This is a genomic window from Pseudomonas sp. PDM05 (assembly GCF_014851685.1).
GTDB lineage: Bacteria > Pseudomonadota > Gammaproteobacteria > Pseudomonadales > Pseudomonadaceae > Aquipseudomonas.
In genome coordinates this window covers 26,353-51,142 of sequence record NZ_JACVAC010000021.1, presented here as the reverse complement: position 1 = coordinate 51,142, position 24,790 = coordinate 26,353, and the positions used below count along the sequence as shown (strand labels likewise).

Below are 24,790 nucleotides of genomic sequence, written 5' to 3'. Positions count from 1 at the left end.
GACGAATTGAACAAACTGCGCAACTGCTTGAAATAATTAAGGGTGAGTTAAGTTGCGCTGACTAACCTGAGGCCACTTAAACAGCTCACCCCAAAAGGACCCACACGATGAAAACCCTGACCGCTTTGTTCGCCGCCACCGCCTTGACCCTGACCGCCGGCCTGGCTCAAGCCGACGTTCGCCCTGACCAGATTCCAAGCCTGTTGCAATCCGGCGCGGTGAAGCCTTTTGAACAACTCAACAAAGACGCCCTCGCCAAACACCCTGGCGCCGTTATCCACGACACCGAGCTGGAGGACAAGGCCGGTCGCCTGGTCTACGAAGTTGAACTGACCGACACCACCGGCAAGAAGTGGGACGTGAAGCTCGACGCCAAGACCGGCGAAGTGCTGGAAAACAAACTGGATACTTGATCAAAACGCAGAACCCCATGTGGGAGCGGGCTTGCTCGCGAAGGCGGAGTGTCAGTTGACTCATTCATCGCTGATACACCGCATTCGCGGGCAAGCCCGCTCCCACACTGTGATCAAGCGCCCAAACGCGCTGTCACCTCATTCAACTCCCCCGACAAGCCCCGCAAGTTCAGACTCGCCGCTTCGGTACGCTGCACGTTATCCATATTCGCCGTCGCCACCGTCGTGATCTGCGTGATGTTGCGCGAAATATCCTCGGCCACCGATGTCTGCTCTTCGGCCGCCGTCGCAATCTGCCGGTTCATGTCACGAATCGCCTCCACCGCTTGGGTGATGTGCGTCAACATGGCGCCGGCCTGGGCGACTTTTTCCACACTCGCATCGCTGCTCGCCTGGCCACTGACAATCGCCTCGGCCGCATCCACCGCGCCGGTTTGCACCGCGTGAATAATCTGGTTGATCTCGATGATCGACGCCGCCGTGCGTTGTGCCAGGCTGCGCACCTCATCGGCCACCACCGCAAAACCACGCCCGGCCTCGCCTGCACGTGCCGCTTCGATCGCGGCGTTGAGCGCCAGCAGGTTGGTCTGCTCGGCAATTGCGCGAATCACTTCGAGCACCTTGCCGATACGCACGCTGTCGGTTTCCAACTGGCGGATGATGGTGCCGGTGTTGAGGATTTCGTTGCGCATCTGGCCGATGGTGGCAATGGTGACTTGCATCACTTCACCGCCTTCACGGGCCGAGTGATCCGCCTCATCGGCAGCGCGTGAAGCGCTAGCGGCGTGGCGTGCGACTTCCTGAGCGGTGGCCGACATTTCGGTCATCGCCGTAGCGACTTGGTCGGTGCGGTTGAATTGTTCATGGGTGCCGGCGCTCATCTGCCCGGCAATCGAATTCAACTCGCCGCTGGCGCTGACCAGATCAGTGGCGCTGCGCTGCAAGCGGCTGAAAGTTTCGGCGAGGAAGTCGCGCAAGGTGTTGGCGGCAGCGGCCAGGTGGCCGAGTTCGTCCTGGCGACGGCTGGCGACGCGCTCGGCAAAGCGGCCGTGGCTCAGTTGGGTCACGTAGTCGATCAAGCCACGGATCGGCAGGATCAAGTTGCGGTTGATCAACCACAGGCTGAACAGCCCGATCAATACGCCAGACAGCAGCATGATCGCCAGACCGACGATCACCGTGCGTTCGGCATAGGCGCTGATGGCAAGGGATTGTTTCGCGCCTTGCTCACGCAGGTCACTGACCAGCGCGCTCATCTGGTCGCTGGCGGCGCGGTCCACGCCTTTGACGGCGGCATCGCCGGCCGCGGCATCGCTGCCAGCTGCCACGTAGGCGTCGCGGCCTTTCTGGTAGGCCACACCGAGTTGCTGATGTTCCTGGCGCAGGGTCTCGATACGTCGGCTCAAGGCCGCATCGTCATGGGTCTGGGTGACCAGCCGGGCGAGGATGCCTTGTACATCGCGCTGGCGGTCCTGGAACTGGCCCCAGTATTTGTCCATGTCCTGGGGTTGCTTGCCGCGCAGCAAAACGTTTTTCCATTCCTGCACTTGCACCTTGAATTGCAGGTTGGCCTCGTCGATCAACTGCGAGGTTTGCAACGGCCCATCGATCAAACTGCGATAACTCTGCACCCCATTGGACAGGAAGTTGAAACAGGCCAGGGCGATCAACAGCATCGCCAGCAGGCTGCCACCGAGTAGCGACAGGATTTGTGCTCTCAAGGAGGTACGCAAAACGTTCATCGGGGTAAAGCCTCGATACAAGAAGTTCGTGCATGCACGCCACAACATCCTTGTCATCAAAGGCACCGTCCATCCACGGCGGTTCATACCGCTTGAATCGGCCGGGCTAGAGGGTTCTTGAACGCTTCCTGACAAATGGTCAAATAAACGTCATGCCGGCGAAATAAACAGAAAACCGTCACAAAAATGTCAAATCTCCTTGCAATGATTCAGCTACGCGACCTGTGAAACGTCCTACAGGCCCTTTCCCTGCGAGCCTCCATGAATCACAGCATTGACCACAGCCACCAGGACTCCGACCTGTTCGGCTTGCTCTACGGTTTTCGTTTTCGCCCAGGCGAAAAGGGTGAACAGATCGACTCGGCCACCGCACTGGCTGCGCTACAGGCCCCACAAGACCCGGAAGAATTCCTGTGGCTGCACCTGAACCTGGCCCATGCCGCGTGCGAACGCTGGATGCAGAAGCATCTGGAATTGCCGGATGAGTTCTTCGAAGCCCTGCACGAAGGCTCACGCTCCACCCGTATCGAACACGTTGACTCGGCCTTGCTGGCGGTGGTCAACGACGTGGTGTTCAACTTCAGCAGCATGGTCTCGTCGGATATTTCCACGCTGTGGGTGTGCGCCCGCAGCCGCCTGCTGATCAGTGCACGCCTGCAACCGTTGCACTCGGTGGACAAACTGCGCTCGTCGGTAAAGGCCGGGGAACGCTTCCGTTCGCCGCTGGAGTTGCTCGTGCATCTGCTGCGCGATCAGGGCGAGGTGCTGACGCAGATCGTGCGCAAGACCAGCATCAGCGTCGACCATATCGAAGACCAGTTGCTGTCTTCGCGCCTGTCCACCAACCGCGCCGAACTCGGTGCCGCGCGGCGGGTGCTGGTGCGCCTGCAACGCCTGCTGGCGCTGGAACCGGGCTCGCTGCTGCGCCTGCTCAACCGCCCACCGCAGTGGCTGCAAAAGGAAGACGTGAAGGAGTTGCGCAAATCCACCGAGGAGTTTGCGCTGATCATCAACGACCTCACGGCGCTCGGAGAGCGTATCAAGCTGTTGCAGGAAGAGATCGCCGCCAACCTCAACGAGCAAAGCAACCGCACGCTGTTCACCCTGACGGTGGTGACGGTGCTGGCATTGCCGATCAACATCATTGCCGGTTTTTTCGGCATGAACGTGGGGGGCGTGCCGCTTTCCCAGGACCCGGAAGGCTTCTGGATATTGGTGGCCTTGGTCGCGACCTTTACCCTGATTGCAGGGCGCTGGGCGTTCCGCAAACGCAAGGATTACTGAACTGGAACGCCATTGAAAATGTGGTCGCTCCCACATTTGGCCCTGCGGTGTGATCTCGACCAGCGGCATCTTCAATCATTGAAACACTGACATATGGCAGCATCTCTGTAACATTCTGCAATGATCATGGGCAGCATCCCTCTCACACTGGATGCTCCGGCATGGCCACCCCTTCCCTGACTGCCTCCACGCACGCCTCCCCCGCAGACCCCAAACCCCGGCTGGACAAGAAGCCCAACCTGCTCACGGTGATCATTTTCTTCGCCGTGCTCGCCATGGGCCTGCTGTTCACCGCCTACAGCCTGATGCACGACATGCACGAACTGGGCACGGTGGTCACCACCTGGACCCCCTTCCTGCTGCTCGGCGTGGCGCTGTTGATCGCCCTGGGCTTCGAGTTCGTCAACGGCTTCCACGACACCGCCAACGCGGTGGCGACGGTGATCTACACCAACTCGCTGCCGCCGCATTTTGCGGTGGTGTGGTCGGGCTTTTTCAACTTCCTCGGCGTGCTGCTCTCCAGCGGTGCCGTGGCGTTCGGCATCATTGCCCTGCTGCCGGTGGAGCTGATTTTGCAGGTCGGCTCGTCGGCCGGTTTCGCGATGATCTTCGCCCTGCTGATCGCCGCGATCCTGTGGAACCTGGGCACCTGGTGGCTGGGTTTGCCGGCCTCGTCGTCCCACACCCTGATCGGCTCGATCATCGGCGTCGGCGTGGCGAATGCCTTGATGCACGGGCGTGACGGCACCAGCGGAGTGGATTGGGCCCAGGCCACCAAGATCGGTTACGCGCTGCTGCTGTCGCCGCTGATCGGCTTTGGCTTTGCCGCCCTGCTGTTGCTGGCGCTGCGCGCGTTTGTGAAGAACCGCTCGCTGTACAAGGCGCCGAAAGGCGACACCCCGCCGCCGTGGTGGATTCGCGGCATGCTGATCGCCACCTGCACCGGCGTGTCGTTCGCCCACGGCTCCAACGATGGGCAAAAAGGCATGGGCCTGATCATGCTGATCCTGGTGGGCACGTTGCCAATGGCCTACGCGCTGAACCGCACCATGCCCGCCGAGCAATCCTTGCAATTTGCCGCCGTGGCCGAAGTGACCCAAGTGGCGCTGGCGAAAAGCGCGCCGCAGGCATTGCCGGGCAACCCACGGCCGATTCTGTCGGCGTACGTCAGTACCAAGGAAGTCACTCCGCAACTGATCCCGGCCCTCGCCGCCCTCGCCGGGCAGATCGGCGAGCAGGTCAAAGGCTACGGCTCCCTGGCCAAAGTCCCCGCCGAAGCGGTGGGCAACGTGCGTAACGACATGTACCTGACCAGCGAAACCATTCGCTTGATGGACAAGGGCAAGGTCGGCAATTTCGACGCCGATACCCAAAGCAAGCTGCAACTGTTCAAGCAACAGATCGACAACTCCACGCGCTTTATCCCGCTGTGGGTGAAGATCGCCGTGGCCATCGCCCTCGGCCTGGGCACCATGGTCGGCTGGAAACGCATCGTGGTGACGGTGGGCGAGAAGATCGGCAAGACCCACATGACCTATGCCCAAGGGGCTTCGGCGGAAACCGTGGCGATGCTGACCATCGGCGCGGCGGATATGTTTGGCTTGCCGGTGTCGACCACCCATGTGCTGTCGTCCGGTGTGGCGGGAACCATGGTGGCCAATGGCGGCGGGTTGCAGATGAAGACCATCCGCAATCTGTTGATGGCGTGGGTGTTGACGTTGCCGGCGGCGATTGTGTTGTCGGGCAGCCTCTACTGGCTATTCACCAAACTCTTCTGACCCGGCAGAGGGTAAAAAAATGTGGGAGGGGCAAGCCACCTCCCACATTTGCTACAACTGCGACTGTAAAAGAGTGGCCAACCAATCCATGAATACCCGCACTCGCTGCGGCAAGTGCCGCTGACCGGCGTACAGCAACGACACATCCAACGGCGGCGCCGGGTAGTCGGGCAACACCGCCACCAGTTCCCCACTGGCCAGCAACTCGCGAATCCCCAGGGCCGGCACCTGGGTAATCCCAAACCCGCCCAGGCACGCCACACGGTACGCGTCGGTGCTGTTGACCGTGACCCGCCCGGCCATGGGAATGCGCTGCACCTTGTTGCCCTGTTGGTACTCGAACCCCGCCGAACGTGAGCCCAACGGGCGCACATAATGCACCAGGTGATGATGCGCGAGGTCGGCCAGCGTCTGGGGCACGCCATACCGTTGCAAGTACGCCGCGCTGGCGCAGTTGATCATCGGCAGGCGGCACAGCAGCCGCGCGACGACGGTCTGGTCCGGCTGCGCGCCGACGCGCAGTACGCAATCGAAGCCTTCGGCGAGCAGGTCGACCTGGCGGTCGGTGCTGCTGATTTCCAGCTCGATCAACGGGTGCGCATCCATGAATTCGGGCAGGCGCGGCAGGATCAATTCCCGTGCCATCACGTTGGGCATGTCCACGCGAATGCGCCCGCTCAATTGCGCTTCATCCTGGCGGAACAGCCCTTCCAGCTCGTCCATGTGCGCCAGCAAGTCCTTGCTGCGCTCATACAACACGCGACCATCCTGGGTCGCCTGGACCTTGCGCGTGGTGCGCTGCAGCAGGCGCGTGCCGAGCAGTTCTTCCAGCGCCTGCACATGCTCGGACACGGTGGAGCGCGGCAGCCCCAGGCTCTCGCCCGCGCCGGTAAAACTCGACAGTTCGGTAACGCGCACAAAGGTGCGCAACAGCTCAAGTTTGTTCATGGGATTGTTCGCTTTATCCGGCCAGTGATTCCGGTATAGCGCTGTTTATCACGTAATGACCGGACAAATACACTCAATCCCACTGACCACCCGAGAGGATTGCACCATGACCCGTAAAATCGCATTGATCACCGGCGCCAGCCGTGGCCTGGGCAAAAGCACCGCGCTGCACCTGGCAGCACAAGGCGTCGACATCATCGGCACCTACCACAGTGCTGCGGCCGAAGCCCAGGCGGTGGCCGAGCAGATCCAGGCGCTGGGCGGCCGTGCCGCGATGCTGCAACTGGATGTGGGCCAAAGCGCGACCTTCAATGATTTTGTTGGCGACGTCGGCACTTTGCTCAAGGATGTTTTCGCACAGGAGCGCTTCGATTTTCTGATCAATAACGCTGGCATCGGCGCCCATGCCAGCTTTGCCGAGACCACCGAGGCGCAGTTCGACCAACTGCTGGCGATCCAATTCAAAGGTCCATTTTTCCTGACCCAGAAGCTGCTGCCGCTGATCCGCGACGGTGGTCGCATTCTCAATATTTCCAGCGGCCTGGCGCGCTTCAGCCTGCCGGGTTATGCCGCGTATGCCGCGATGAAAGGCGCAATGGAAGTGCTCACGCGCTATCAGGCCAAGGAGTTGGGCGGTCGCGGCATCAGCGTGAACATCCTTGCACCGGGTGCCATCGAGACCGATTTCGGCGGCGGCGCCGTGCGTGACAACGCCGCATTGAACACGATGGTCGCCAACAATACCGCCCTGGGCCGCGCCGGTTTACCGGACGACATTGGCGGGGCCATTTCCCTCTTGCTGGCCGACGGCAGCCACTGGATCACCGGGCAGCGCATCGAGGCCTCGGGCGGCATGTTTCTGTAGGAACTTGTCACGCAGCACGTCATAGACCCAGTGATAGACATAGGTGTACGGCAGGAAGAACAGCAGTACACCGATATCGAGGATAAACGCGTCCATCAAGCTGATGTTCAGCCACGCCGCGATCAACGGCACACACACCAGGATCAGCCCGCCTTCGAACATCAGCGCATGCAGCACCCGCGTGCCGCTGTTGTTGGCCAGTTGCAGACGCGCCTTGAGGCGGTCGAACAGGCTGTTGAAAATGATGTTCCAGGTCAGCGCCAGCAGGCTGATCCCCAGCGTGACAGCGCCCATCTGCAACGCCGGCCGGCCGGTGATCCACACCAGCAACGGGGTGCAGATCAACAAGGCCAGGCCTTCAAAGCCGAGGGCTTGGCACACACGTTCAGTCATCGATTTGGTAGGGGTCATGGCCCGGCTCCGTGAGTGAAGAGGTTGCCATCATTACCCCTTGTGCCGATACTTCATAACCAATAACCATCGATCAAGGCGATAGTCATGGCCTCACATGAAGTGCTCCAGGCGTTTGTCCAGGCGGCGACCCAGGGCTCGTTTTCGGCGGCGGCGCGCAAGCTGGGCAAGAGCCAATCCACAGTCAGCGCGGCGGTGGCGAGCCTGGAGATCGACCTGGACGTGGTGCTGTTTGATCGCAGCAGCCGCAAGCCAACGCTGACCCCGGCCGGGCATGTGTTGCTGCAACGCGCCGAACAGGTGCTGGAAGCCAGCAGCCGCCTGGAATTGGCGGCGAGCCAGTTGTCCCAGGGCCTGGAGCCGAAGCTGACGATTGCGATGTCCGACACCTACCAGTCCGACCGCTTTGAAGTGGCCCTCAGTGCGTTTGAACAGCGTTATCCGGACCTTGAACTGGAATGCTTGATCGCCGAGTGCGAAGACTTGATCGCCCTGGTACAGAGCGGCCGGGCGCAGATCGCGTTTATCGAACAACAGGAGACTTACCCGCCCGACCTCACCGGCGCGCCAGTGCAAGAGCGCACGGAAATCGCCCTGTTTGCCGCGCCCGAACATCCGCTGGCCAGGCTGAAAAGCATCCCCGTCGACACCCTGCGCCAACACCGCGAACTGCGCCTGGCGAGTATCATCAACCCGACTGAAACCCGTGCCAGCGGGCGGGTGTGGTCGGCGCCCAGTTACTTGATGTTGATGGAGATGGCCCAGCTCGGCTTTGGCTGGGCACCGCTGCCGCGCTGGCTGGTGGAGCGTTTTGACGGCGGCCGCCTGGTGGAGCTCAAGGCCCGCAGTTGGCCACGGTCGGTGGCGGTGGATGCCCTGTGGTCCCGCCACCACCCGCCGGGGCCGGCGGGGAGCTGGTTACTGGGCAAGATGTTGGAGTGATGCCCGAATATGCTGGGCGCAACAATGCAGAGCAAATGTGTCGAGCTTTAGCGAGGCTGCGAAGGCGGCGGCACTGTTGGTGGAGGTGTTGGCTGAACCGCCGCTTTCGCGGGCAAGCCCGCTCCCACAGGTGATCGGTGTTGATGGGCAGTAGGCGCTCGGCAGGAGATCGCCCAGGCACTGCCAATTCCCTGTGGCAGTTGTCGAGCTTTGGCGAGGCTGCGAAGGCGGCGGTACTGCTGGCGGATATGCTGCCCCTCACCCATAGAATCTCCCACAGTGTTGATCGCCTACCGCCTGGTCAATCGCGCATGCCGGTTGTGACCAGCGTCACCAAGCGATCCAGGCTCTGGCCCCAGCCGTCATGAAAGCCCATCGCTTCGTGGGCCTGTTTATCCTCAGCACTCCAGTGCATCGCCCGCGCGGTATAGAGCGTCTTGTTGCCCTCGACCTCCTGCAACGTCACTTCTGCCGTCATGAACGCCTTGCCCGAGGGCATCCACCCCGGCCTGAACGCATCGGTAAACACCAGCCGCTGGGGCGCGACGATTTCCAGGAACACGCCCTCGGTCGGGTATTCGCTGCCGTCGGGCGCGCGCATCAGGGTGCGAAACAGCCCACCGACCCACAGGTTCATTTCGCACTCAGGGGTGGTCATGCCGTGGGGGCCCCACCATTGTTGCAGCAGAGCCGGCTCGGTCCAGGCGCGGAACATTCGGCTGCGGGGCGCGTCGATCACACGGCTGATGGACAACTCAAATTCGGCAGGTTGGGTAGACATGGAATAAACCTCCTGAGTCTTATGTTTGTTGTGTTCAGAGAGTCAACGGTGCACGGCATTCACTATAGTTCGCAGCGCCGGGAGGTGGCACTCGACCAGACCGGCGCCAAACCCGCTAGAATCCGCGCCTCTTTGTAGTATTTGGGATGCAGCCCCGATGGAAACCCGCCTCGTCCCCTATGAGACGTTGAGCATGTTGCAAAAACAGCAGCTCGACAGCCTGCAAGTGCACCCCGAACAGCTGCCGTTTTGCGGCGACATCTACTGCGCGCTGAACAGCCTGCGGGTCAACCCCAACCCTGGCATCAAAGGCTTCGCCCTCCTCGCAGACGACCAGCCCGTGGCTTTCCTGCTGCTCAAACGCCCGCCGTGCCTGCCCCATTGGGCCGACGAGCACAGCGCCACGCTGCATGCGCTGCAAGTCGATCGTGGCCAACAAGGGCGCGGGTTCGGCAAGGCGTGCTTGCAGGCGCTGCCCGCTGCGGCGTTGCTGGCGTGGCCGCAGATCAAGGGGATCGAGTTGTCGGTGGACACCGAAAATGTGGCGGCAATGGGCTTGTATCTTGGAGCTGGATGGGTGGATTGCGGGGAGGCGTACAAGGCGCGGGCGGGGTATGAGCGCAGGTTGAAATGCGCCATTGCCGAGTCAACGACGCTAGACCTGTAGCGAGGGCGCTTGCTCCCGTTGGGGCACGAAGCGTCCCCCAGCGAGGGGCCTGCTGCGCAGTCCAGCGCCAGCAGGCGCCCTCGCCACAGAGATCGATGGGTTTACTTGGGCTCCACCGGCAGCCAGACCTCCACCGTCCCCGTGCCCTTCGTCACATCAAAATCCGCGCTGTAACGCTCGAAATCCGGCCCCGCCACCTTGAAGCCCGAGTGCGGCAACCACTCGAACATGATGCGTTCATAGGTCTGCTCCAGCGCCTGTACCGGCCCGTAATGCGGGAACACGGCGTAGCGATGGGCCGGGATTTCAACGGTTTCGAAGTTACCGGGCACATCGCTTTTACGCGGCACTTCAACCCCGGCCATGTAGTCGAACTCGCCGTGGTTGGGGTTATGGCACACCCCGTAAGTCACGCCGCCGACGCGTTGCTTGATGTCTTTGATGCAGGTGTCGAACAACTCCCACAATTTGGGAATATCACCCACGGTGGCCTTCGAATAACGCCCTTGTACACCGGCGATCACCAGGGCTTTACCCTCTTCCATGCGTGGCTCTAACGGTTGTGTTGTCTGCTGATCCATTGGAACAGTCTCCTTCTTATAGGGGAACAAACCCGCATCGAGTATAGGGCTATATCGACGCTGCACTCCAAGCAGAAAATTTTCCTACGCATCTGGACAACTGGCCATCATCGACCGTATTGTCTGCCCCGCAGGCCACCGCAGTGGCCAACGTCGCTCGGACGGTTCCGGGCGCTTACGTACTCTCGAGGCAACAATGGCCGACCAAGGTTCGCCGCGCCGCTTTGCGCGCATAGATCGACTCCCCCCTTACGTTTTCAATATCACTGCCGAGCTGAAGATGGCTGCGCGTCGGCGCGGCGAAGACATCATCGACTTGAGCATGGGCAACCCCGACGGCCCCACGCCGCCGCACATTGTCGAGAAACTCGTACAAGTGGCCCAGCGTGAAGACACCCACGGCTACTCCACCTCCAAAGGCATTCCGCGTCTGCGCCGGGCGATTTCGCGCTGGTACAAGGACCGTTATGAAGTGGACATCGACCCCGAGTCGGAAGCCATCGTGACCATCGGTTCCAAGGAAGGCCTGGCGCACTTGATGCTGGCCACCCTGGACCAGGGCGACACCGTGCTGGTGCCCAACCCCAGCTACCCGATCCACATCTACGGTGCCGTGATTGCCGGCGCCCAGGTGCGCTCGGTACCGCTGGTGCCTGGCGTGGACTTCTTCGCCGAGCTGGAACGGGCGATTCGCGGCTCGATCCCCAAGCCAAAGATGATGATCCTGGGCTTTCCGTCCAACCCCACCGCGCAGTGCGTGGAGCTGGACTTCTTCGAGCGCGTGATCGCCCTGGCCAAGCAATATGACGTGCTGGTAATCCACGACCTGGCCTACGCCGACATCGTCTACGACGGCTGGAAAGCCCCGTCGATCATGCAAGTGCCCGGTGCCAAGGACATTGCGGTGGAGTTCTTCACCCTGTCCAAGAGCTACAACATGGCCGGCTGGCGCATCGGTTTCATGGTGGGTAACCCGGAACTGGTCAACGCCCTGGCGCGCATCAAGAGCTACCACGACTACGGCACCTTCACCCCGCTGCAAGTGGCGGCGATTGCCGCGCTGGAAGGCGACCAACAGTGCGTGAAGGACATTGCCGAGCAGTATCGCCAGCGCCGCAACGTGCTGGTCAAGGGCCTGCATGAACTGGGCTGGATGGTGGAAAATCCGAAGGCGTCGATGTACGTCTGGGCGAAAATTCCCGAGGCGTACGCCGAAATGGGCTCGCTGGAATTTGCCAAGAAGCTGCTGCTGGAGGCGAAGGTGTGTGTGTCGCCGGGCATCGGCTTTGGTGAGTATGGCGACGATCATGTGCGCTTTGCGCTGATCGAGAACCAGGACCGGATACGGCAGGCGGTGCGGGGGATTCGCGGGATGTTCAGGGCTGATGGCCTAGGCCCTAAAGCCTGACCCGATCAACCTGTAGGAATATGGTCAAAACTGTGGGAGCGGGCTTGCTCGCGAATGCGGTGGATCAGTTAATGTATTGGGTGACTGATCCACCGCATTCGCGAGCAAGCCCGCTCCCACATTTGGGTTGGGTTTGAACCCTACCTTTGTGGTGTACCTGTTACACCACCAGCGACAACAGCATGATGAAGATCAGCGCGACCACAGACAGAATCGTCTCCATCGCCGTCCACGTCTTGAACGTTTCCGCCACGGTCATGTTGAAGTACTGCTTCACCAGCCAGAAGCCCGCATCGTTGACGTGCGACAGGATCAACGACCCCGCCCCCGTCGCCAGCACCAGCAGCTCGCGGTTAACCCCTGGAATCATGCCCACCACCGGCACCACGATGCCCGCGCCAGTAATGGTCGCCACGGTCGCCGAACCGGTCGCCACGCGGATCACCGCCGCCACCAGCCACGCCAGCAGGATCGGGTTGATCTGTGCGTTCACCGCCATATGGCCGATCACATCGCCCACACCACTGGTCACCAGCATCTGCTTGAAGCCACCACCGGCACCGATGATCAGGATGATCGCGGCGGTCGGCGCAAGGCTGGCGTCGAGCAATTTGAGGATCTGCTTGGAGTGGATGCCCTGGCGATGGCCAAAGGTGTACAGCGACAGCAACAATGCCAGCAACAGGGCGGAGATCGGGTGACCGATCATGTCCATCCAGTTGCGCACGATATGGCCGTCCGGCAGACCGATGTCGGCAAAGGTTTTCAGCAGCATCAGGAACACCGGCAGCAGCACGGTGATCAGGGTGATGCTGAAGCTCGGCAGCGACTTGTGTTGCGACTCGCGGGCCAGTTGATCGACCAGTTCCTGGGACGGATTGCCCGGGATGTACTTGGCGATAAACGTACCGAAGATCGGGCCGGCAATGATGGCGGTCGGCAGTGCCACGATCAGGCCGTACAGGATGGTCTTGCCGATGTCCGCGCCAAACACGCCGATGGCCAGCAGCGGGCCCGGGTGCGGTGGCACCAGGCCGTGCACCGCCGAGAGGCCGGCGAGCAGCGGGATGCCGATCTTGATCAGCGACACGCCGGTGCGGCGCGCGACGATGAATACCAGCGGGATCAGCAGTACAAAACCGATCTCGAAGAACAGCGGGATGCCCACCAGGAACGCGGCGAACATCATGGCCCACTGGACCTTTTCCTTGCCGAAGGCACGGATCAGGGTCTGGGCGATCTGATCGGCACCGCCGGATTCAGCCATCATCTTGCCGAGCATCGTACCCAGCGCGAGGATAATGCCGACAAAGCCGAGCACACCGCCGAAGCCGTCCTGGAACGCCTTGATGATCTTGTCCACGGGCATGCCCGAGGTCAGGCCGAGGAAGCCGGCCGCGATGATCAGTGCAATGAACGGATGAACCTTGAACTTGGTGATCAGAACGATCAACCCGATGATAGTGACCACTGCATCTAGCAGCAGGTAGGACTCGTGGGACATGCCAAACATGGGGGGTCTCTCCTGTTTGTTGTTGTTATTAAAGCGGGTGTTGAATTTCCTGCCGTAGATAGCGCTATCTTTTCCGGCAAAAAATCACTTGGAAGGTTCGAAGCCGTGTTGCAGCCACCAGGCATGGGTCTGCTCGGCCAATTGCTCGACGCTGTCGACGCTGGCGTTGAGGGCCAGGGTCAGCGGCTCGCCCACGGGCGATTCAAGGGTGGCGAACTGGCTGTCGATCAGGCTTGCCGGCATGAAATGGCCGGGTCGATGGGACACGCGGTCGGACGCCACTTCACGGCTCAACTCCAGAAACACGAAACCCAGGCCCGGCGCGGCTTCGCGCAGGTGGTCGCGGTATTTCTTCTTGAGGGCCGAGCAGGTGAGCACCGGGTGTTCGCCGGCTTTTAGCGAACGGCGCAGTTCATCGCAAAGGATGTCGAGCCAGCCGGCGCGGTCGTCGTCGTTGAGGGGGTGGCCGGCGCTCATCTTTTCGATGTTGGCGGCAGGGTGGAAGCTGTCGCCTTCGATGGCGGTAGCGCCGTTCAGACGGCACACGGCTTCGCTGACGCTGGTCTTGCCACAGCCAGCAACACCCATGATGACCAGGGCAGTAACAGGTTGACTCATGAAACACCTCAGGACGCAGATAGCGCTACCTTTGCACGCTGTAAGGCTAGTGCAAAAACAGGCTTTTCCCGCGCCGTCTTGTCTTTTTTTATGGAGTGACGCGTGCATCCGCTCCAAGCGTTTGAACAGGATCAGGCAACCCTTTGTTCAAGAATTTGCAGCCTTTTGGAGACAGCGCTACCTTAGTGCCTCGATTTTTGTTTGGCAAGCCGCCTGATGACCTCCAAGAACGATAAAAAATTGCGCACCACGGGTCGCCCGACCCTCAACGAAGTCGCCCGCCTCGCTGGCGTCAGCCCGATTACCGCCTCCCGCGCCCTGCGCGGCATCAGCACCGTAGCGACAGAGCTGGTCGAAAAAGTCCAGCACGCCGCTGCCGAGTTGAATTACGTGGTCAACCCCGCCGCCCGCGCCCTGGCTTCGGCCCAGAGCCATTCGGTGGTGGTGATCGTGCCGTCGCTGTCCAACCTGCTGTTTATCGAAACCCTCGAAGCCATCCACCAAGTGCTGCGGCCCAAGGGTTTTGAAGTGCTGATCGGCAACTCCCACTATTCGCGCGATGAAGAAGAAAACCTGCTGCGCAACTACATGGCCTACCAGCCACGGGGTTTGCTGCTGACCGGCTTCGACCGGACCGAGAGCGCCCGACGGATGGTCGAGAGCAGCAATGTTCCCTGCGTCTACATGATGGACCTGGACCCCAACGCCGGCGTGAACTGCGTAGGCTTCTCGCAACTGGCAGCCGGTGAAACGGCGGCGGCGCACCTGCTGGCCCGTGGGCGCAAGCGCCTGGCGTATATCGGCGCGCAACTGGACCAACGCACCCTGCTGCGTGGCGAAGGTTTCCGCCGGGCGCTGCAACAGGCCGGCCTGTACGACCCGGCACTGGAAGTGCTGACGCCACGCCCGTCCTCCGTGGGCCTGGGAGGCGAACTGTTCCTGCAGTTGCTGGCCGCCCATCCCGATGTGGACGCGATCTTCTTCGGCAATGACGACCTGGCCCAGGGCGCGCTGCTCGAAGCCCTGCGCCACGGCATCAAGGTGCCGGAACGCGTGGCGGTGCTGGGTTTCAACGACTTGCCGTCGTCATCGTTCATGGTGCCGCGCCTGAGCAGCATCAGCACGCCGCGTGAAGCAATTGGTCGGCGTTCAGCAGAGCATCTGTTGACGATCATGGCGGGCAACAAGGTGGCCAAGCCGGTGGTGGATATGGGCTTTGAGTTGCAGGTGCGCGAAAGTACCTGACGCTCAAAAGCCGAGCACACTAAACCTGTGGGAGGGTACTTGGCGCCGATTGCTGAGTAGCCACCACTGCACCCGATAATTGACCCACCGCTGAGTGCACCTTCGGCTGCGCTGGTGCGGCTTGCATCAACCACTCAATTCATTTCCAAGCACTAAAAGCGACACGTCGAAACTTGCTATAGCGAAATAAAAAACACCACCCCCCACTCGAATATAAAAACCTTAAACCATACGTCAACAGATACGTGGCTACCACTGTCAAGTATGACAGTAGACACACCACTCTCGCCGCCCATACTCGACCCATCTCCAAATAGAGATACACCGCATAAAAAACGCGAGAGGAATCCACCATGAACCCCACACCCAACAAAAACCCTAAGTTCACAGGTTACTTTAGGGTAACTGAATCGCCCTTCGGCGCTTATCACGCTACAGATTTTTATTTCTTGGCCAATGGGGTCATGATCGTGGCGGGGTTAGTATCATCTCCATCTGGCGATAGGATCCTGATTGAACTCAATGTCGCACTCGTGGATGGTACGTCTAAGGGAGACTTCCAAGTGACCGATTTCGATGGCAGGCCCTGGGCCTTTGGCCTTTATAACCCCAGCAATGGCAGTGGTGAGTTCTATAACGCAGACACTGGTACTTTCGAGATGACTTACATCGAAAAAATATCGCACCTAACGGGAAAATCCAACTTCATATCAAACCGCGACGGGGCTAATGAAAAGTTTGCAATCGAGTTCAATATTACGCAAAGATAGAAACACAACCACCTTTTCAACAAAGATTTTATCAGATGAGAATACCGACACTCAGCTTATCAAGCACGTCGCAACTTCGCTGCATTATATAACTGCTCGCAATAAGACGTGGCCTACGACAGGCCACGCCTTGCCGAAATCATCGCGCCAGTTCCATCGATGCACTCCGAATTAACAGACTGCATGAGAACATCCATCGCGAGCAGATCCGTCAACAATAGTTGAAGGATCTGGGTTCCAGTGAGAAAGAAATAGACAGTGCGCACTCGCCGTCGCTGCTGTCCACTGCTAGATTGGCTGCTCTCCACCGCAAGGAAAGCACCATGGGACATTCTCTGAAAATCTTGGGCCGCACTTCCTCCATCAACGTGCGCAAAGTGCTGTGGACCTGCCAGGAACTCGGCATCGACTACAAGCGCGAAGACTGGGGCATCGGCTACACCCCCACCCAATCCCCCAAGTTCCTCGCCCTGAACCCCAACGCCCAGGTGCCCGTGCTGATCGACGATCACGGTGTGCTGTGGGAATCCAACACCATCTGCCGTTACCTCGTGGGCCTCTACGAACGCCATGACCTGCTGCCCGCCGAACCCGCGCCACGGGCGCGCGTCGAGCAATGGATGGATTGGCAAGCCACCGAACTCAACCCGTCCTGGGGCTACGCGTTCCATGCACTGGTACGCCAGCACCCCGATTACCAGGACCCGCAGCGCATCCAGGCCGGTGTGCAAGCCTGGAACAGCAAGATGGGCCTGCTCGAACAACAGTTGCTCAAGACCGGTGCCTACGTGGCTGGAGATGAGTTCACCCTGGCCGACATCCTCGTCGGCCTGTCGGTGCACCGCTGGCGCAACGCGCCGCTGGAGCATCCGCGCTACCCGGCCGTCGAGGCGTATTACCAACGCCTCAGCCAACGGCCGGGTTTCCAGGCGTTTGCCCTCGACGGGCATAACTGAGCGAAGGACAGCACCGGGAAAGGGCTTTTCGAGACGCTCGAAACGCTGGATCGCCCATGGCATTTGACTGACGAGGTCCTTGCAGACCCGTGGGGTACCCTTCGTCAGCCAGATGAAACAACTGTCAGTTCTGACAGTAGACCCCGCCTTTTTACGACGCTTTACTGCTGAGCCCGCTAGTCCATATCGGGCAGCGGCGGCGTCAAAAAAAGGAGAGGAACATGACACAAAGCACCCCTAACGCCTCTGAGGGTTGGCTGAATTCCACTGCCTTCGAAGGCGAGATCAACACCACCGATGTCAGCTATCGCCAATCGCCCACGGGAACCAGAGGCGTCACGCTGAGTGGCCTGCAACCAACCCAGAACAATAGCTTTACCGGCATCCAGATCGACTTCCCCGGTAACGTAGTTCCAGGCCCTATTCCAGTACCGCAACCGTTTCCAGACACTGTCCGGGTGAGCTACTTTCGCCAGACAAGCAGCGGCCAACGAACCTCTTATCCGGCAAAAAGTGGCATGCTCAATCTGACCACTTACGACCAGACCAAGGGCTGCGCATCGGGTACATTCGACGTAGTGGCGCAAGTTGATGGCACCGACCATTCGTTCAAAGGAGACTTTGACATTCGCACCGTATGAAGAAGGCAAGATCTGGCAGCGCTGCGGCAAAAATTGGCCCGTACCCGCCATTTTTTGCCGCTTTCATTGGCCAGCCGCCACGTTGATAGGCACTTCATCATCGGCACGCTATTTGCTCTACCTGTGGCACACGAACATTTCCCCAGGTGACCGATCATGCTGGTTAACAACAACACCCAAGCTGTGACGACCCTCCAGCAGCTCAAGCGCTCCGATATGGACCCCGCCAACGCCGCCGCCAGCGCGCTGTACAGCGGTGCGGTGCAAGCGGCGCAGCAGAGCATTACCGTGCCGGCCGCGCAGAGGGAACTGGACAAGGCCGCCGACCGTATCGACGAAGCCTTCGCCAAGACCCGCGTGCAGTTGCAGGCGGCAACCACGGATGTTCCAGCGGTCAATGCCACGTCGGCGGCACGTTCGGAATTCACCGATTACATGAGCAAGACTCCGGCCGAGCGTATCCGTGAACAATTGCTCAAGGAACAGGGTTTGACCGAAGCGGATGTGCAGAACATGACGCAGGAAAAGCAGGACGCGATTTCCAAGCAAGTGGCCGAGCGCTTGAAGCAGCAGCAAGAGCAGCAGGTTGCCGCCAAGGCCACTGACCCGGCTCAAAGCGTAAAAGAAACCCTCGCCGCAATCTAAAACGCAACCCGTAGTGAGCGGGCTTGCCCGCGCCGGGCGGCGAAGCCACCCCAAACAGATCGCCGCGGTGGATCAGGAAGACCGAGGTGCCTGGATTTGGGGCGGCTGCGCCGCCCAGCGCGGGCAAGCCCGCTCACTACGGGTGTTATTGCAGTTGCAGGGTCGAATTGAACTGACTGATCGCATCCACCACGTGCCGTGACCCTTCCTGAATTTCCAGGATCACCTGCCCTGCCTCATTCGCCAGTTCCACACCCAGCCCCGTGCGGCTCAGGCTCGATTGCATGCTCGACACCGCGCTCAGCGAAAGGTCGTGGTTCTTGCGTACAACGTCGACAATCTCCACCGTCGCCTGGCTGGTGCGCCCCGCGAGGCTGCGCACTTCATCGGCCACCACCGCAAAGCCGCGCCCATGCTCACCTGCCCGTGCGGCTTCAATGGCGGCATTGAGCGCGAGCATGTTGGTCTGCTCGGCAATGCTGCGGATGGTCTGCACGATGGCGCCGATGATGTCCGACTGCTTGCTCACCGCGTCGATACTCACGGCGGCCTGGTTCAAGTCCTGGGAAATTTCTTCGATGATCTGCACGGTTTGCTGCACCACCTCCGAACCTTTGCGCGCGCAGGCGTCGTTTTGTACCGATGTGGCGTGGGCCGAATCGGCAGCGTTGCGTAGGGTCGAGACCTGGTCGGTGATGTCGCTGGCGAACTTCACCACTTTGTACAGGCGCCCATTGGTGTCGAAGATCGGGTTGTAGGACGCTTCCAGAAACAGCGTCTTGCCGTATTTGCTTTTGCGTTCAAAGCGGTGAGAGTGATATTCGCCGCGGTTCAGCGAGGCCCAGAACGCCTTATAGGCGGGCGATTCGACCTCGCTGCGGTGGCAGAACATGCTGTGATGCTGGCCGATGATTTCGTCCAAGGAGTACTGCACAGTGCGCAGGAAGTTGTCGTTGGCGTTGAGGATCTGCCCTTGCGGGGTAAACTCGATCACCGCCATGGAGCGGCCGATGGCATCGATCAGGCTCTGGTTTTCGTGTTCATGGTGGACCCGCGCGGAAATGTCCGACGCCACCTTGATGACACTCTGTACCTGATTGTCACTGTCCAGCACCGGCATGTAGCTGGCTTCAAGCCAGACCTCCTCACCGTGCTTGTTCAAGCGCATGAAGGTGCCACTGATGGCCTCCCCCCGCGCCAGGTCGCGCCAGAGCTTGGCGTAGGGCTCGGTTTGGGTGTAGGCCTCGTCGCAAAAAATCCGGTGATGCTTGCCGCGAATTTCCTCGGCGCTGTAACCCATGGTTTTGCAGAAGTTGTCGTTGGCATCCAGGATCACTCCATTGCGATCGAACTCGATCATCGCCATCGAACGGCTGATGGCGGCGAGTTTGGCGTTGGCTTCGGTCAGGGCGCAGGAGAAACGTTCGATTTCGCGCAGATCGGCTTTGTGATGGCGGTTGAACATGGTCAGATCACCCTTGAGTCCCGGCGCCTGGAAGGCGCATTCCATTCATCAGTTGGATACTGCTGGCACGCTTTTCATGGGGAACAAACCATCCGAAACGCTATATATGCCAAGTGTCATCATCGGTTTTGGATGAGCATAGACAGGGCTCGGCGCTACGCAAGGCCACTAGTCAGCCAGCGTTTTCAACAACGCGCGGGCAGCGACGGAGGGCGGGCAGGTTTGCGAGGCCACCAAAGAGAACTCACGGTGCAGGGGCACGGCCAGTGGCATCACCCGCAGGCCCTGGCGCTGGACAGGCAGTGTCACTTCGGGCACCAGGGTCACGCCGATGCCATCACGCACCAGGCTGAAGGCGCTGCTCCATTCGCGCACTTGCACGCGAATATCAGCCAAAGTCAGCCCCGCCTCGGCGGCCAGGCTGCGGGCATTGGCAGTGCAGCCGCCAGTGGCCAGTACAAACGGCTGTTGCAACAACTCCTCCAGCGTCAGCGTGGCATCCGCCGGACGCTGGGCCAGCGCATGCGCCTGCGGCAACACCGCCAGCCAGTTGTCGCGCCCCAACACCGTGGCATTGCGCTCCGGCTTGGGGTTGAGCACCACGCCCAGATCGATCAGGCCGGCGTCGAGCAAGGTGTTCACTTCGTTGTCGGTGACTTCCAGGGTGGTGACGTCGATGCCTGGGTACAGTTGAGCGAAACGCTGCAACAGCGGCGTCAGAAACGTCGCCAGCACCATGGGGAAACTGGCGATGCGAAGACTTCCACGCAACATCGGCCTGGCTTCGTCGACGGTGCTGCGAATCGCCTGCAAGGCGCCGAGCATCACCCGCGCCTGCTCGATCACACTCAGGCCCAGGGCGGTGGGCAAGGTCTGGCGCGGCGCGCGGGTAAACAGTTGCGCCCCCAGGGTCGACTCCATGCCTGCCATGGCCTGGCTGGCGGCGGACTGGGTCATGCCCACGTGCTCGGCGGCGGCGGTGATGCTGCCGTGGTCGGCAACGGCCACCAGCAGGCGCCAGTGCATCAGGTTCATCATGGCAGTAGCTGTCCTTATGGCAGGGCTCTGAAGGTTTAATTTTACGCACGGTGTCATGCCCGCGAGACTGACGCAAATCCAACGGAGCTGCCCTCGATGAAACTGTATTACTTCCCTCACGCCTGTTCCCTCGCCCCACACATCGTGCTGCGGGAGTTGGCGCTGCCATTTGAGTTGGTGAAGGTGGATAACCAGGCAAAAACCACGGCCAACGGTGAGGACTTCCTACAGATCAACCCCAAGGGCTACGTGGCGGCACTGCAACTGGACAACGGCCAGGTGTTGACCGAAGCCAGCGCGATCCTGCAATACCTGGCAGACCTGAAACCCGCCGCCGGACTGGCCCCGGCCAATGGCAGCTGGGAGCGGGTGCGCTTGCAGGAATGGCTGAATTTTATTGCCACCGAGATCCATGGCGGGCTGGCGGTGTTCTTCAACGGCGCGATCCAGGGCGAAGTGCGGGCGATGTTCCAGGCCACACTGTTCAAGCGCTTTGCGATTCTGGTGCAGACGTTGGAGCGCCAGGACTATCTGCTGGGTTCGCAGTATTCGGTGGCGGATGCTTATCTGTTCGTGGTGCTGCGCTGGGCGGCGTTCCACGCTATTGATCTGCGCGAATGGCCGGCGCTGCAGGCGTTTGAACAAAGGGTCGGGCAGCGGCCGGCAGTGATTGCGGCACTGGCGGCAGAAGCTCAATGAGCTGAAATGGGATGAGCATGTGGGAGCCAGGCAGCTCCCACATCAGGCTTGAAACTCAATGGCCGAACAAACCACCCTCGGATTTCTTGGCTTTCTTGTCGGCGCGTTTTTCATCGGCGGTTTTTGCCGGTTTTTTCTTCGCGGCTTTCTTTGAATCCATACCTTTGGCCATGATGCGTACTCCACTGTCAGGGAACGTAACACTGGGTATACCACCTATTGCCCGACAGAAGGCGCTTATAATCGCGCCCCCTTCATCACGTCGTCTGAACACCATGCCCGAGTTGACCATCGATCTACTGGCAGAACCCCTGTGGCCGCTGCTGAACAAGTTCTATCGCAGCCACAATTGCTCGATGAAAGCGCTCAAGGGCGGGCGTTTGTGGGTCGCACGCGACGGCGAGATTGTCGCGGGCCTGTGCCTCACGCCGGTGGTGGGCGGGCAGTGGTTGACCGGGGTGTTTGTAGACCCGGCCTATCGCGGCCGGGGGTTGGCGGCAACCCTGATTCTGCAGGCGGTGGCCGCGTGCGAAGGCACCGTATGGCTGCTGTGCCATCCGGACCTGGAAGGGTTGTATCAACGCATGGGATTCACTCAGGACACACTGCTACCGCAATCCCTCAGCGAACGTCTGGTGCGCTACAAACGCAACAAGCCGATGATCGCCATGGGCTTAGAACCGTTAGTGAGGTTGACCTCGGATAATGTGTGATCCGTGGGTACAGGGCCCATGCTAGCCTCGGCGACACAGTGGCCCCCTCAGAGGATGATCATGAAAACGACGCTTGCAGCTTTCTGCCTCACCGCCCTCCTCGTCCCGCCCCTCAGCCAGGCCGCCGACGCGCCGATCAGCGCCAAGCAGTACCAAAGCGTACTCGCCGGCAGCTGGCGTGACCCGGCCAACAGCGCCCGCGACGGTTATCGCCATCCACAACAGACCCTGGAATTCTTTGGCCTGGGCGCCAAACAGAGCGTGATCGAAATCACCCCGGGCGGCGGTTGGTACAGCGAGCTGCTGGCACCGCTGCTCAAGGACCACGGGCATTACATCGCTGCCGTACAGGCCGCGAGCAGCAGCGCCTACGCGCGTACGTCCAAAGAGAACCTGAAGAAGAAATTCGCCGCAGACCCGACGCGGTATGGCAAGGCCGAAGTCGTCGAGTTCGATCCCAAGGCGCCGGTGTTCGGCAAGCCGGGCTCGGCGGATGCGGTGCTGACCTTTCGCAATGTGCATAACTGGGTGTTGGCGGGCACCGCCGACGCGACCTTCAGCGCGTTTTACAAGGTGCTCAAGCCCGGTGGCGTACTGGGCGTGGAAGATCACCGGGCCAAGGACGGAGCAGACCTGGAAGCAATCAAGGACAGCGGCTACCTGACCACCGCCCAGGTGGTGAAACTGGCCACCGATGCCGGGTTCAAGCTGGCGGCGCAGAGTGAAGTGAACGCCAACCCCAAGGACACCAAGGATTATCCGGCGGGAGTGTGGACATTGCCGCCGACGTTGAAGTTGGGCGAACAGGACAAGGCCAGGTATGTGGCAATTGGCGAGTCGGATCGGCTGACGTTGCGGTTCGTCAAGCCAGCCAAATAAACCTATTTGAAGTGCATTCCAACTGTGGGAGCGGGCTTGCTCGCGAATGCGGTGTACCAGTCACCTGATATGTCGACTGAAACACCGCATTCGCGAGCAAGCCCGCTCCCACAGTTTTGCCTCATTGGGCTTGAAAGCTAATCGTCAGCCGTGGGGTCCATGTCGGGGAACATCACTTCGATAAATCCGAACTTGCTGAAATCGGTAATCCGCGAAGGGTACAACCGGCCGATCAAGTGGTCGCATTCATGCTGCACCACCCGCGCATGGAACCCGTCGGCAACCCGTACGATCGGCTCGCCCTTGGGGTCGAAACCCTCGTAGCGAATCTGCTGGTAACGGTTCACCGCACCACGCAAGCCAGGCACGGACAGGCAGCCTTCATACCCCTCCTCCAACACCGGACTGAGCGGCGTGATCAACGGGTTGATCAGGATGGTCTGCGGCACCGGCGGCGCTTCCGGGTAGCGTTCGCTGGCCTCGAAACCAAAGATCACCAGTTGCAGGTCAACGCCGATCTGCGGGGCGGCCAGGCCGACACCACCGACGTGCTCCATGGTCTGGAACATGTCGTCGATCAATTGCCACAGCTCGGGGCTGTCGAACATCTCCGGCGGCACCGGTGGCGCGATACGCAGCAGGCGCTCGTCGCCCATTTTCAGGATTTCACGGATCATCGATCAGACTTCATCAGTAGTGGGCTTGGAATGGTCCCGGCCGAGGCCGGAGACATGCTGTTTTTCATGGGCTGGCTCGTCGAAATCCTTCGCGCCAGGCTCCTTGCCTTGAGCCGACATGTGTTCGATCACGGCATTCATCTCTGCCCCCAGCAGCAGCACGGCGGCGGAAATGTAGAAATACAGGAGCAGCACGATGATCGCACCGATGCTGCCGTACATGGCGTTGTAATCGGCAAACGTCTTGACGTAGTAGCCAAAGCCCAGGGACGCGACAATCCACACTACCACCGCCAATACCGAGCCTGGGGTGATGAAGCGGAATTTCTGTTTTACGTCGGGCATCACGTAGTACATGAGGGCCACGGCGAACATCAGCAGGATCACGATCAGCGGCCAGCGCAGGATGGTCCACAGGGTGACCACGAACTCCTGCATGCCGATCTGCCCCGCCACCCATTCCATCACTTGTGGGCCGAGCACCATCAGCGCCGCAGCGGCCAGCAGCATGCCGGCAATGCCGACGGTGTAGAAAATCGACAGCGGAAAACGCTTCCAGATCGGCCGGCCTTCGACCACGTCGTAGGCGGCGTTCATTGCGCTCATCATCAGGCGCACACCCGCCGAAGCGGTCCACAGCGCAATCACGATACCCACCGACAGCAGCCCACCCTTGGATTGCTGCAGCTGGTCGATCACCGGGTTGACCTGCTCCAGGGCTTGGGGCGGCAATACCAGCTCCGACTGCAGGCGCAGCCAGGTGAAGAAATCGGGCAGGTGCAGGAAACCAATCAGGGCGATGAGAAACAGCAGGAAGGGAAACAGCGAAAACAGCATCTGGTAGGCCAGCGCCGAGGCGTAGGTGGACATCTCGTCATCGACGAACTCTTTGACGGTGCGCACCAACACTTTATGTAGCTTGAGGCCATCAAGGACCGGAAAAATCATAGCGTCTCCTTTCGCCGCAAAAAGTGAGTTCAAGGGCGACTCAGGGGCCGTTTTCTACATCAAGGTAGCTTATTTGGCGACCTTGAAACAATTTCGAAACTTTAACCGCATCCGCTGACAAAAAAACGGCCATCCGTGGATGGCCGCTCCGACTGCTCAAGTG

The 24,790-nt window shown here is 60.4% G+C and carries 25 protein-coding genes and 2 pseudogenes; 15 read left to right on the top strand and 12 right to left on the bottom strand.

What is annotated here, in order from left to right; translation table 11 throughout:
- Nucleotides 1-107: 107 nt before the first annotated feature.
- Nucleotides 108-413, top strand: a complete 306-nt coding sequence (locus tag IB241_RS26075) for a PepSY domain-containing protein (RefSeq protein ID WP_192301055.1) — start codon at nucleotides 108-110, stop codon at nucleotides 411-413.
- Nucleotides 414-526: 113 nt separating this feature from the next.
- Here the strand turns inward: IB241_RS26075 and IB241_RS26070 are convergent, their stop codons facing one another.
- The gene (locus IB241_RS26070; protein ID WP_192301054.1) at nucleotides 527-2,155 is read right to left on the bottom strand and encodes a methyl-accepting chemotaxis protein; all 1,629 of its coding nucleotides are present in this window, start codon (nucleotides 2,153-2,155) and stop codon (nucleotides 527-529) included.
- Between the two features lie 261 nt (nucleotides 2,156-2,416).
- Between IB241_RS26070 and IB241_RS26065 the strand changes: the two genes are divergently transcribed.
- Both IB241_RS26065 and IB241_RS26060 read left to right on the top strand, forming a co-directional pair.
- The gene (locus tag IB241_RS26065; RefSeq protein WP_192301053.1) at nucleotides 2,417-3,439 is read left to right on the top strand and encodes a transporter; all 1,023 of its coding nucleotides are present in this window, start codon (nucleotides 2,417-2,419) and stop codon (nucleotides 3,437-3,439) included.
- 161 nt (nucleotides 3,440-3,600) lie between these two features.
- Nucleotides 3,601-5,217: an inorganic phosphate transporter gene (locus tag IB241_RS26060; RefSeq protein WP_192301052.1), complete on the top strand. Its 1,617-nt coding sequence runs from the start codon at nucleotides 3,601-3,603 to the stop codon at nucleotides 5,215-5,217.
- Nucleotides 5,218-5,268: 51 nt separating this feature from the next.
- On the opposite strand, the gene IB241_RS26055 is transcribed toward IB241_RS26060, so the two are convergent.
- Nucleotides 5,269-6,165 (bottom strand): LysR family transcriptional regulator, encoded by an 897-nt coding sequence (locus IB241_RS26055; RefSeq protein WP_192301051.1) that lies wholly within the window; start codon nucleotides 6,163-6,165, stop codon nucleotides 5,269-5,271.
- Nucleotides 6,166-6,271: 106 nt separating this feature from the next.
- Between IB241_RS26055 and IB241_RS26050 the strand changes: the two genes are divergently transcribed.
- The gene (locus IB241_RS26050) at nucleotides 6,272-7,030 is read left to right on the top strand and encodes an SDR family NAD(P)-dependent oxidoreductase (RefSeq protein WP_192301050.1); all 759 of its coding nucleotides are present in this window, start codon (nucleotides 6,272-6,274) and stop codon (nucleotides 7,028-7,030) included.
- On the opposite strand, the gene IB241_RS26045 is transcribed toward IB241_RS26050, so the two are convergent.
- Entirely contained in the window at nucleotides 6,929-7,441 is a 513-nt protein-coding gene (locus IB241_RS26045) for a multidrug/biocide efflux PACE transporter (protein WP_192301049.1), read from the bottom strand. The two genes, IB241_RS26050 and IB241_RS26045, sit on opposite strands and share 102 nt — an antisense overlap.
- A gap of 87 nt (nucleotides 7,442-7,528) precedes the next feature.
- Here IB241_RS26045 and IB241_RS26040 point away from each other — a divergent pair, with 87 nt between their 5' ends.
- The gene (locus tag IB241_RS26040; RefSeq protein WP_192301048.1) at nucleotides 7,529-8,383 is read left to right on the top strand and encodes a LysR family transcriptional regulator; all 855 of its coding nucleotides are present in this window, start codon (nucleotides 7,529-7,531) and stop codon (nucleotides 8,381-8,383) included.
- A 301-nt stretch (nucleotides 8,384-8,684) separates the two neighbouring features.
- Here IB241_RS26040 and IB241_RS26035 read toward each other — a convergent pair whose 3' ends face one another.
- A complete protein-coding gene (locus IB241_RS26035) occupies nucleotides 8,685-9,164 on the bottom strand; it encodes an SRPBCC family protein (RefSeq protein ID WP_192301047.1) in 480 nt (159 codons plus the stop codon).
- 157 nt (nucleotides 9,165-9,321) lie between these two features.
- Here IB241_RS26035 and IB241_RS26030 point away from each other — a divergent pair, with 157 nt between their 5' ends.
- Complete coding sequence (locus IB241_RS26030) at nucleotides 9,322-9,831, top strand: GNAT family N-acetyltransferase (RefSeq protein ID WP_192301046.1); 510 nt, start codon at nucleotides 9,322-9,324, stop codon at nucleotides 9,829-9,831.
- Between the two features lie 101 nt (nucleotides 9,832-9,932).
- Here IB241_RS26030 and IB241_RS26025 read toward each other — a convergent pair whose 3' ends face one another.
- On the bottom strand, nucleotides 9,933-10,412 hold the full coding sequence (locus tag IB241_RS26025; RefSeq protein ID WP_192301045.1) for a GyrI-like domain-containing protein: 480 nt from the start codon (nucleotides 10,410-10,412) through the stop codon (nucleotides 9,933-9,935).
- 196 nt (nucleotides 10,413-10,608) lie between these two features.
- Between IB241_RS26025 and alaC the strand changes: the two genes are divergently transcribed.
- A complete protein-coding gene (gene alaC, locus IB241_RS26020; protein ID WP_192301044.1) occupies nucleotides 10,609-11,820 on the top strand; it encodes an alanine transaminase in 1,212 nt (403 codons plus the stop codon).
- Nucleotides 11,821-11,980: 160 nt separating this feature from the next.
- On the opposite strand, the gene IB241_RS26015 is transcribed toward alaC, so the two are convergent.
- Nucleotides 11,981-13,333, bottom strand: coding sequence for a GntP family permease (locus IB241_RS26015; protein ID WP_192301043.1), 1,353 nt, complete (start codon nucleotides 13,331-13,333; stop codon nucleotides 11,981-11,983).
- Nucleotides 13,334-13,417: 84 nt separating this feature from the next.
- Nucleotides 13,418-13,951 carry a gluconokinase gene (locus IB241_RS26010; protein ID WP_192301042.1) on the bottom strand — a complete coding sequence of 178 codons (534 nt, stop codon included), beginning with the start codon at nucleotides 13,949-13,951 and terminating at the stop codon, nucleotides 13,418-13,420.
- A 213-nt stretch (nucleotides 13,952-14,164) separates the two neighbouring features.
- On the opposite strand from IB241_RS26010, the gene IB241_RS26005 reads away from it, so the two are divergent.
- The 5 genes from IB241_RS26005 (at nucleotide 14,165) to IB241_RS25985 (ending at nucleotide 18,208) form a co-directional block, all read left to right on the top strand.
- Nucleotides 14,165-15,196, top strand: a complete 1,032-nt coding sequence (locus IB241_RS26005) for a LacI family DNA-binding transcriptional regulator (RefSeq protein WP_192301070.1) — start codon at nucleotides 14,165-14,167, stop codon at nucleotides 15,194-15,196.
- Between the two features lie 353 nt (nucleotides 15,197-15,549).
- On the top strand, nucleotides 15,550-15,966 hold the full coding sequence (locus IB241_RS26000) for a hypothetical protein (RefSeq protein ID WP_192301041.1): 417 nt from the start codon (nucleotides 15,550-15,552) through the stop codon (nucleotides 15,964-15,966).
- Between the two features lie 323 nt (nucleotides 15,967-16,289).
- Nucleotides 16,290-16,922 (top strand): glutathione S-transferase family protein, encoded by a 633-nt coding sequence (locus tag IB241_RS25995; protein WP_192301040.1) that lies wholly within the window; start codon nucleotides 16,290-16,292, stop codon nucleotides 16,920-16,922.
- A 221-nt stretch (nucleotides 16,923-17,143) separates the two neighbouring features.
- Entirely contained in the window at nucleotides 17,144-17,563 is a 420-nt protein-coding gene (locus IB241_RS25990) for a hypothetical protein (protein WP_192301039.1), read from the top strand.
- A 156-nt stretch (nucleotides 17,564-17,719) separates the two neighbouring features.
- Entirely contained in the window at nucleotides 17,720-18,208 is a 489-nt protein-coding gene (locus IB241_RS25985) for a hypothetical protein (protein WP_192301038.1), read from the top strand.
- A 145-nt stretch (nucleotides 18,209-18,353) separates the two neighbouring features.
- On the opposite strand, the pseudogene IB241_RS28070 reads toward IB241_RS25985, so the two are convergent.
- From IB241_RS28070 to IB241_RS25975, 3 genes and pseudogenes are all read right to left on the bottom strand, one after another.
- Nucleotides 18,354-18,779: pseudogene (locus IB241_RS28070) on the bottom strand (methyl-accepting chemotaxis protein); the annotation flags it as partial.
- 120 nt (nucleotides 18,780-18,899) lie between these two features.
- Nucleotides 18,900-19,673: pseudogene (locus IB241_RS28065) on the bottom strand (PAS domain-containing protein); the annotation flags it as partial.
- 168 nt (nucleotides 19,674-19,841) lie between these two features.
- Nucleotides 19,842-20,711 carry a LysR family transcriptional regulator gene (locus IB241_RS25975; RefSeq protein WP_192301036.1) on the bottom strand — a complete coding sequence of 290 codons (870 nt, stop codon included), beginning with the start codon at nucleotides 20,709-20,711 and terminating at the stop codon, nucleotides 19,842-19,844.
- Between the two features lie 96 nt (nucleotides 20,712-20,807).
- On the opposite strand from IB241_RS25975, the gene gstA reads away from it, so the two are divergent.
- From gstA to IB241_RS25960, 3 genes are all read left to right on the top strand, one after another.
- Nucleotides 20,808-21,410 carry a glutathione transferase GstA gene (gene gstA / locus IB241_RS25970; RefSeq protein ID WP_192301035.1) on the top strand — a complete coding sequence of 201 codons (603 nt, stop codon included), beginning with the start codon at nucleotides 20,808-20,810 and terminating at the stop codon, nucleotides 21,408-21,410.
- 275 nt (nucleotides 21,411-21,685) lie between these two features.
- A complete protein-coding gene (locus IB241_RS25965) occupies nucleotides 21,686-22,123 on the top strand; it encodes a GNAT family N-acetyltransferase (protein WP_192301034.1) in 438 nt (145 codons plus the stop codon).
- Between the two features lie 60 nt (nucleotides 22,124-22,183).
- Nucleotides 22,184-23,002, top strand: coding sequence for a class I SAM-dependent methyltransferase (locus IB241_RS25960; RefSeq protein ID WP_192301033.1), 819 nt, complete (start codon nucleotides 22,184-22,186; stop codon nucleotides 23,000-23,002).
- Nucleotides 23,003-23,139: 137 nt separating this feature from the next.
- Here IB241_RS25960 and def read toward each other — a convergent pair whose 3' ends face one another.
- Together def and IB241_RS25950 are read right to left on the bottom strand one after the other, a co-directional pair.
- Nucleotides 23,140-23,679, bottom strand: a complete 540-nt coding sequence (gene def / locus IB241_RS25955; protein WP_192301032.1) for a peptide deformylase — start codon at nucleotides 23,677-23,679, stop codon at nucleotides 23,140-23,142.
- Nucleotides 23,680-23,682: 3 nt separating this feature from the next.
- A complete protein-coding gene (locus tag IB241_RS25950) occupies nucleotides 23,683-24,627 on the bottom strand; it encodes a YihY/virulence factor BrkB family protein (RefSeq protein WP_192301031.1) in 945 nt (314 codons plus the stop codon).
- Nucleotides 24,628-24,790 lie beyond the last annotated feature (163 nt).

Coding starts and splice junctions, on each gene's coding strand:
- IB241_RS26075 (WP_192301055.1), top strand. CDS start 108: ATGAAAACCCTGACCGCTTTGTTCGCCGCCACCGCCTTGACCCTGACC.
- IB241_RS26070 (WP_192301054.1), bottom strand. CDS start 2,155: ATGAACGTTTTGCGTACCTCCTTGAGAGCACAAATCCTGTCGCTACTC.
- IB241_RS26065 (WP_192301053.1), top strand. CDS start 2,417: ATGAATCACAGCATTGACCACAGCCACCAGGACTCCGACCTGTTCGGC.
- IB241_RS26060 (WP_192301052.1), top strand. CDS start 3,601: ATGGCCACCCCTTCCCTGACTGCCTCCACGCACGCCTCCCCCGCAGAC.
- IB241_RS26055 (WP_192301051.1), bottom strand. CDS start 6,165: ATGAACAAACTTGAGCTGTTGCGCACCTTTGTGCGCGTTACCGAACTG.
- IB241_RS26050 (WP_192301050.1), top strand. CDS start 6,272: ATGACCCGTAAAATCGCATTGATCACCGGCGCCAGCCGTGGCCTGGGC.
- IB241_RS26045 (WP_192301049.1), bottom strand. CDS start 7,441: ATGACCCCTACCAAATCGATGACTGAACGTGTGTGCCAAGCCCTCGGC.
- IB241_RS26040 (WP_192301048.1), top strand. CDS start 7,529: ATGGCCTCACATGAAGTGCTCCAGGCGTTTGTCCAGGCGGCGACCCAG.
- IB241_RS26035 (WP_192301047.1), bottom strand. CDS start 9,164: ATGTCTACCCAACCTGCCGAATTTGAGTTGTCCATCAGCCGTGTGATC.
- IB241_RS26030 (WP_192301046.1), top strand. CDS start 9,322: ATGGAAACCCGCCTCGTCCCCTATGAGACGTTGAGCATGTTGCAAAAA.
- IB241_RS26025 (WP_192301045.1), bottom strand. CDS start 10,412: ATGGATCAGCAGACAACACAACCGTTAGAGCCACGCATGGAAGAGGGT.
- alaC (WP_192301044.1), top strand. CDS start 10,609: ATGGCCGACCAAGGTTCGCCGCGCCGCTTTGCGCGCATAGATCGACTC.
- IB241_RS26015 (WP_192301043.1), bottom strand. CDS start 13,333: ATGTTTGGCATGTCCCACGAGTCCTACCTGCTGCTAGATGCAGTGGTC.
- IB241_RS26010 (WP_192301042.1), bottom strand. CDS start 13,951: ATGAGTCAACCTGTTACTGCCCTGGTCATCATGGGTGTTGCTGGCTGT.
- IB241_RS26000 (WP_192301041.1), top strand. CDS start 15,550: ATGAACCCCACACCCAACAAAAACCCTAAGTTCACAGGTTACTTTAGG.
- IB241_RS25995 (WP_192301040.1), top strand. CDS start 16,290: ATGGGACATTCTCTGAAAATCTTGGGCCGCACTTCCTCCATCAACGTG.
- IB241_RS25990 (WP_192301039.1), top strand. CDS start 17,144: ATGACACAAAGCACCCCTAACGCCTCTGAGGGTTGGCTGAATTCCACT.
- IB241_RS25985 (WP_192301038.1), top strand. CDS start 17,720: ATGCTGGTTAACAACAACACCCAAGCTGTGACGACCCTCCAGCAGCTC.
- IB241_RS25975 (WP_192301036.1), bottom strand. CDS start 20,711: ATGATGAACCTGATGCACTGGCGCCTGCTGGTGGCCGTTGCCGACCAC.
- gstA (WP_192301035.1), top strand. CDS start 20,808: ATGAAACTGTATTACTTCCCTCACGCCTGTTCCCTCGCCCCACACATC.
- IB241_RS25965 (WP_192301034.1), top strand. CDS start 21,686: ATGCCCGAGTTGACCATCGATCTACTGGCAGAACCCCTGTGGCCGCTG.
- IB241_RS25960 (WP_192301033.1), top strand. CDS start 22,184: ATGAAAACGACGCTTGCAGCTTTCTGCCTCACCGCCCTCCTCGTCCCG.
- def (WP_192301032.1), bottom strand. CDS start 23,679: ATGATCCGTGAAATCCTGAAAATGGGCGACGAGCGCCTGCTGCGTATC.
- IB241_RS25950 (WP_192301031.1), bottom strand. CDS start 24,627: ATGATTTTTCCGGTCCTTGATGGCCTCAAGCTACATAAAGTGTTGGTG.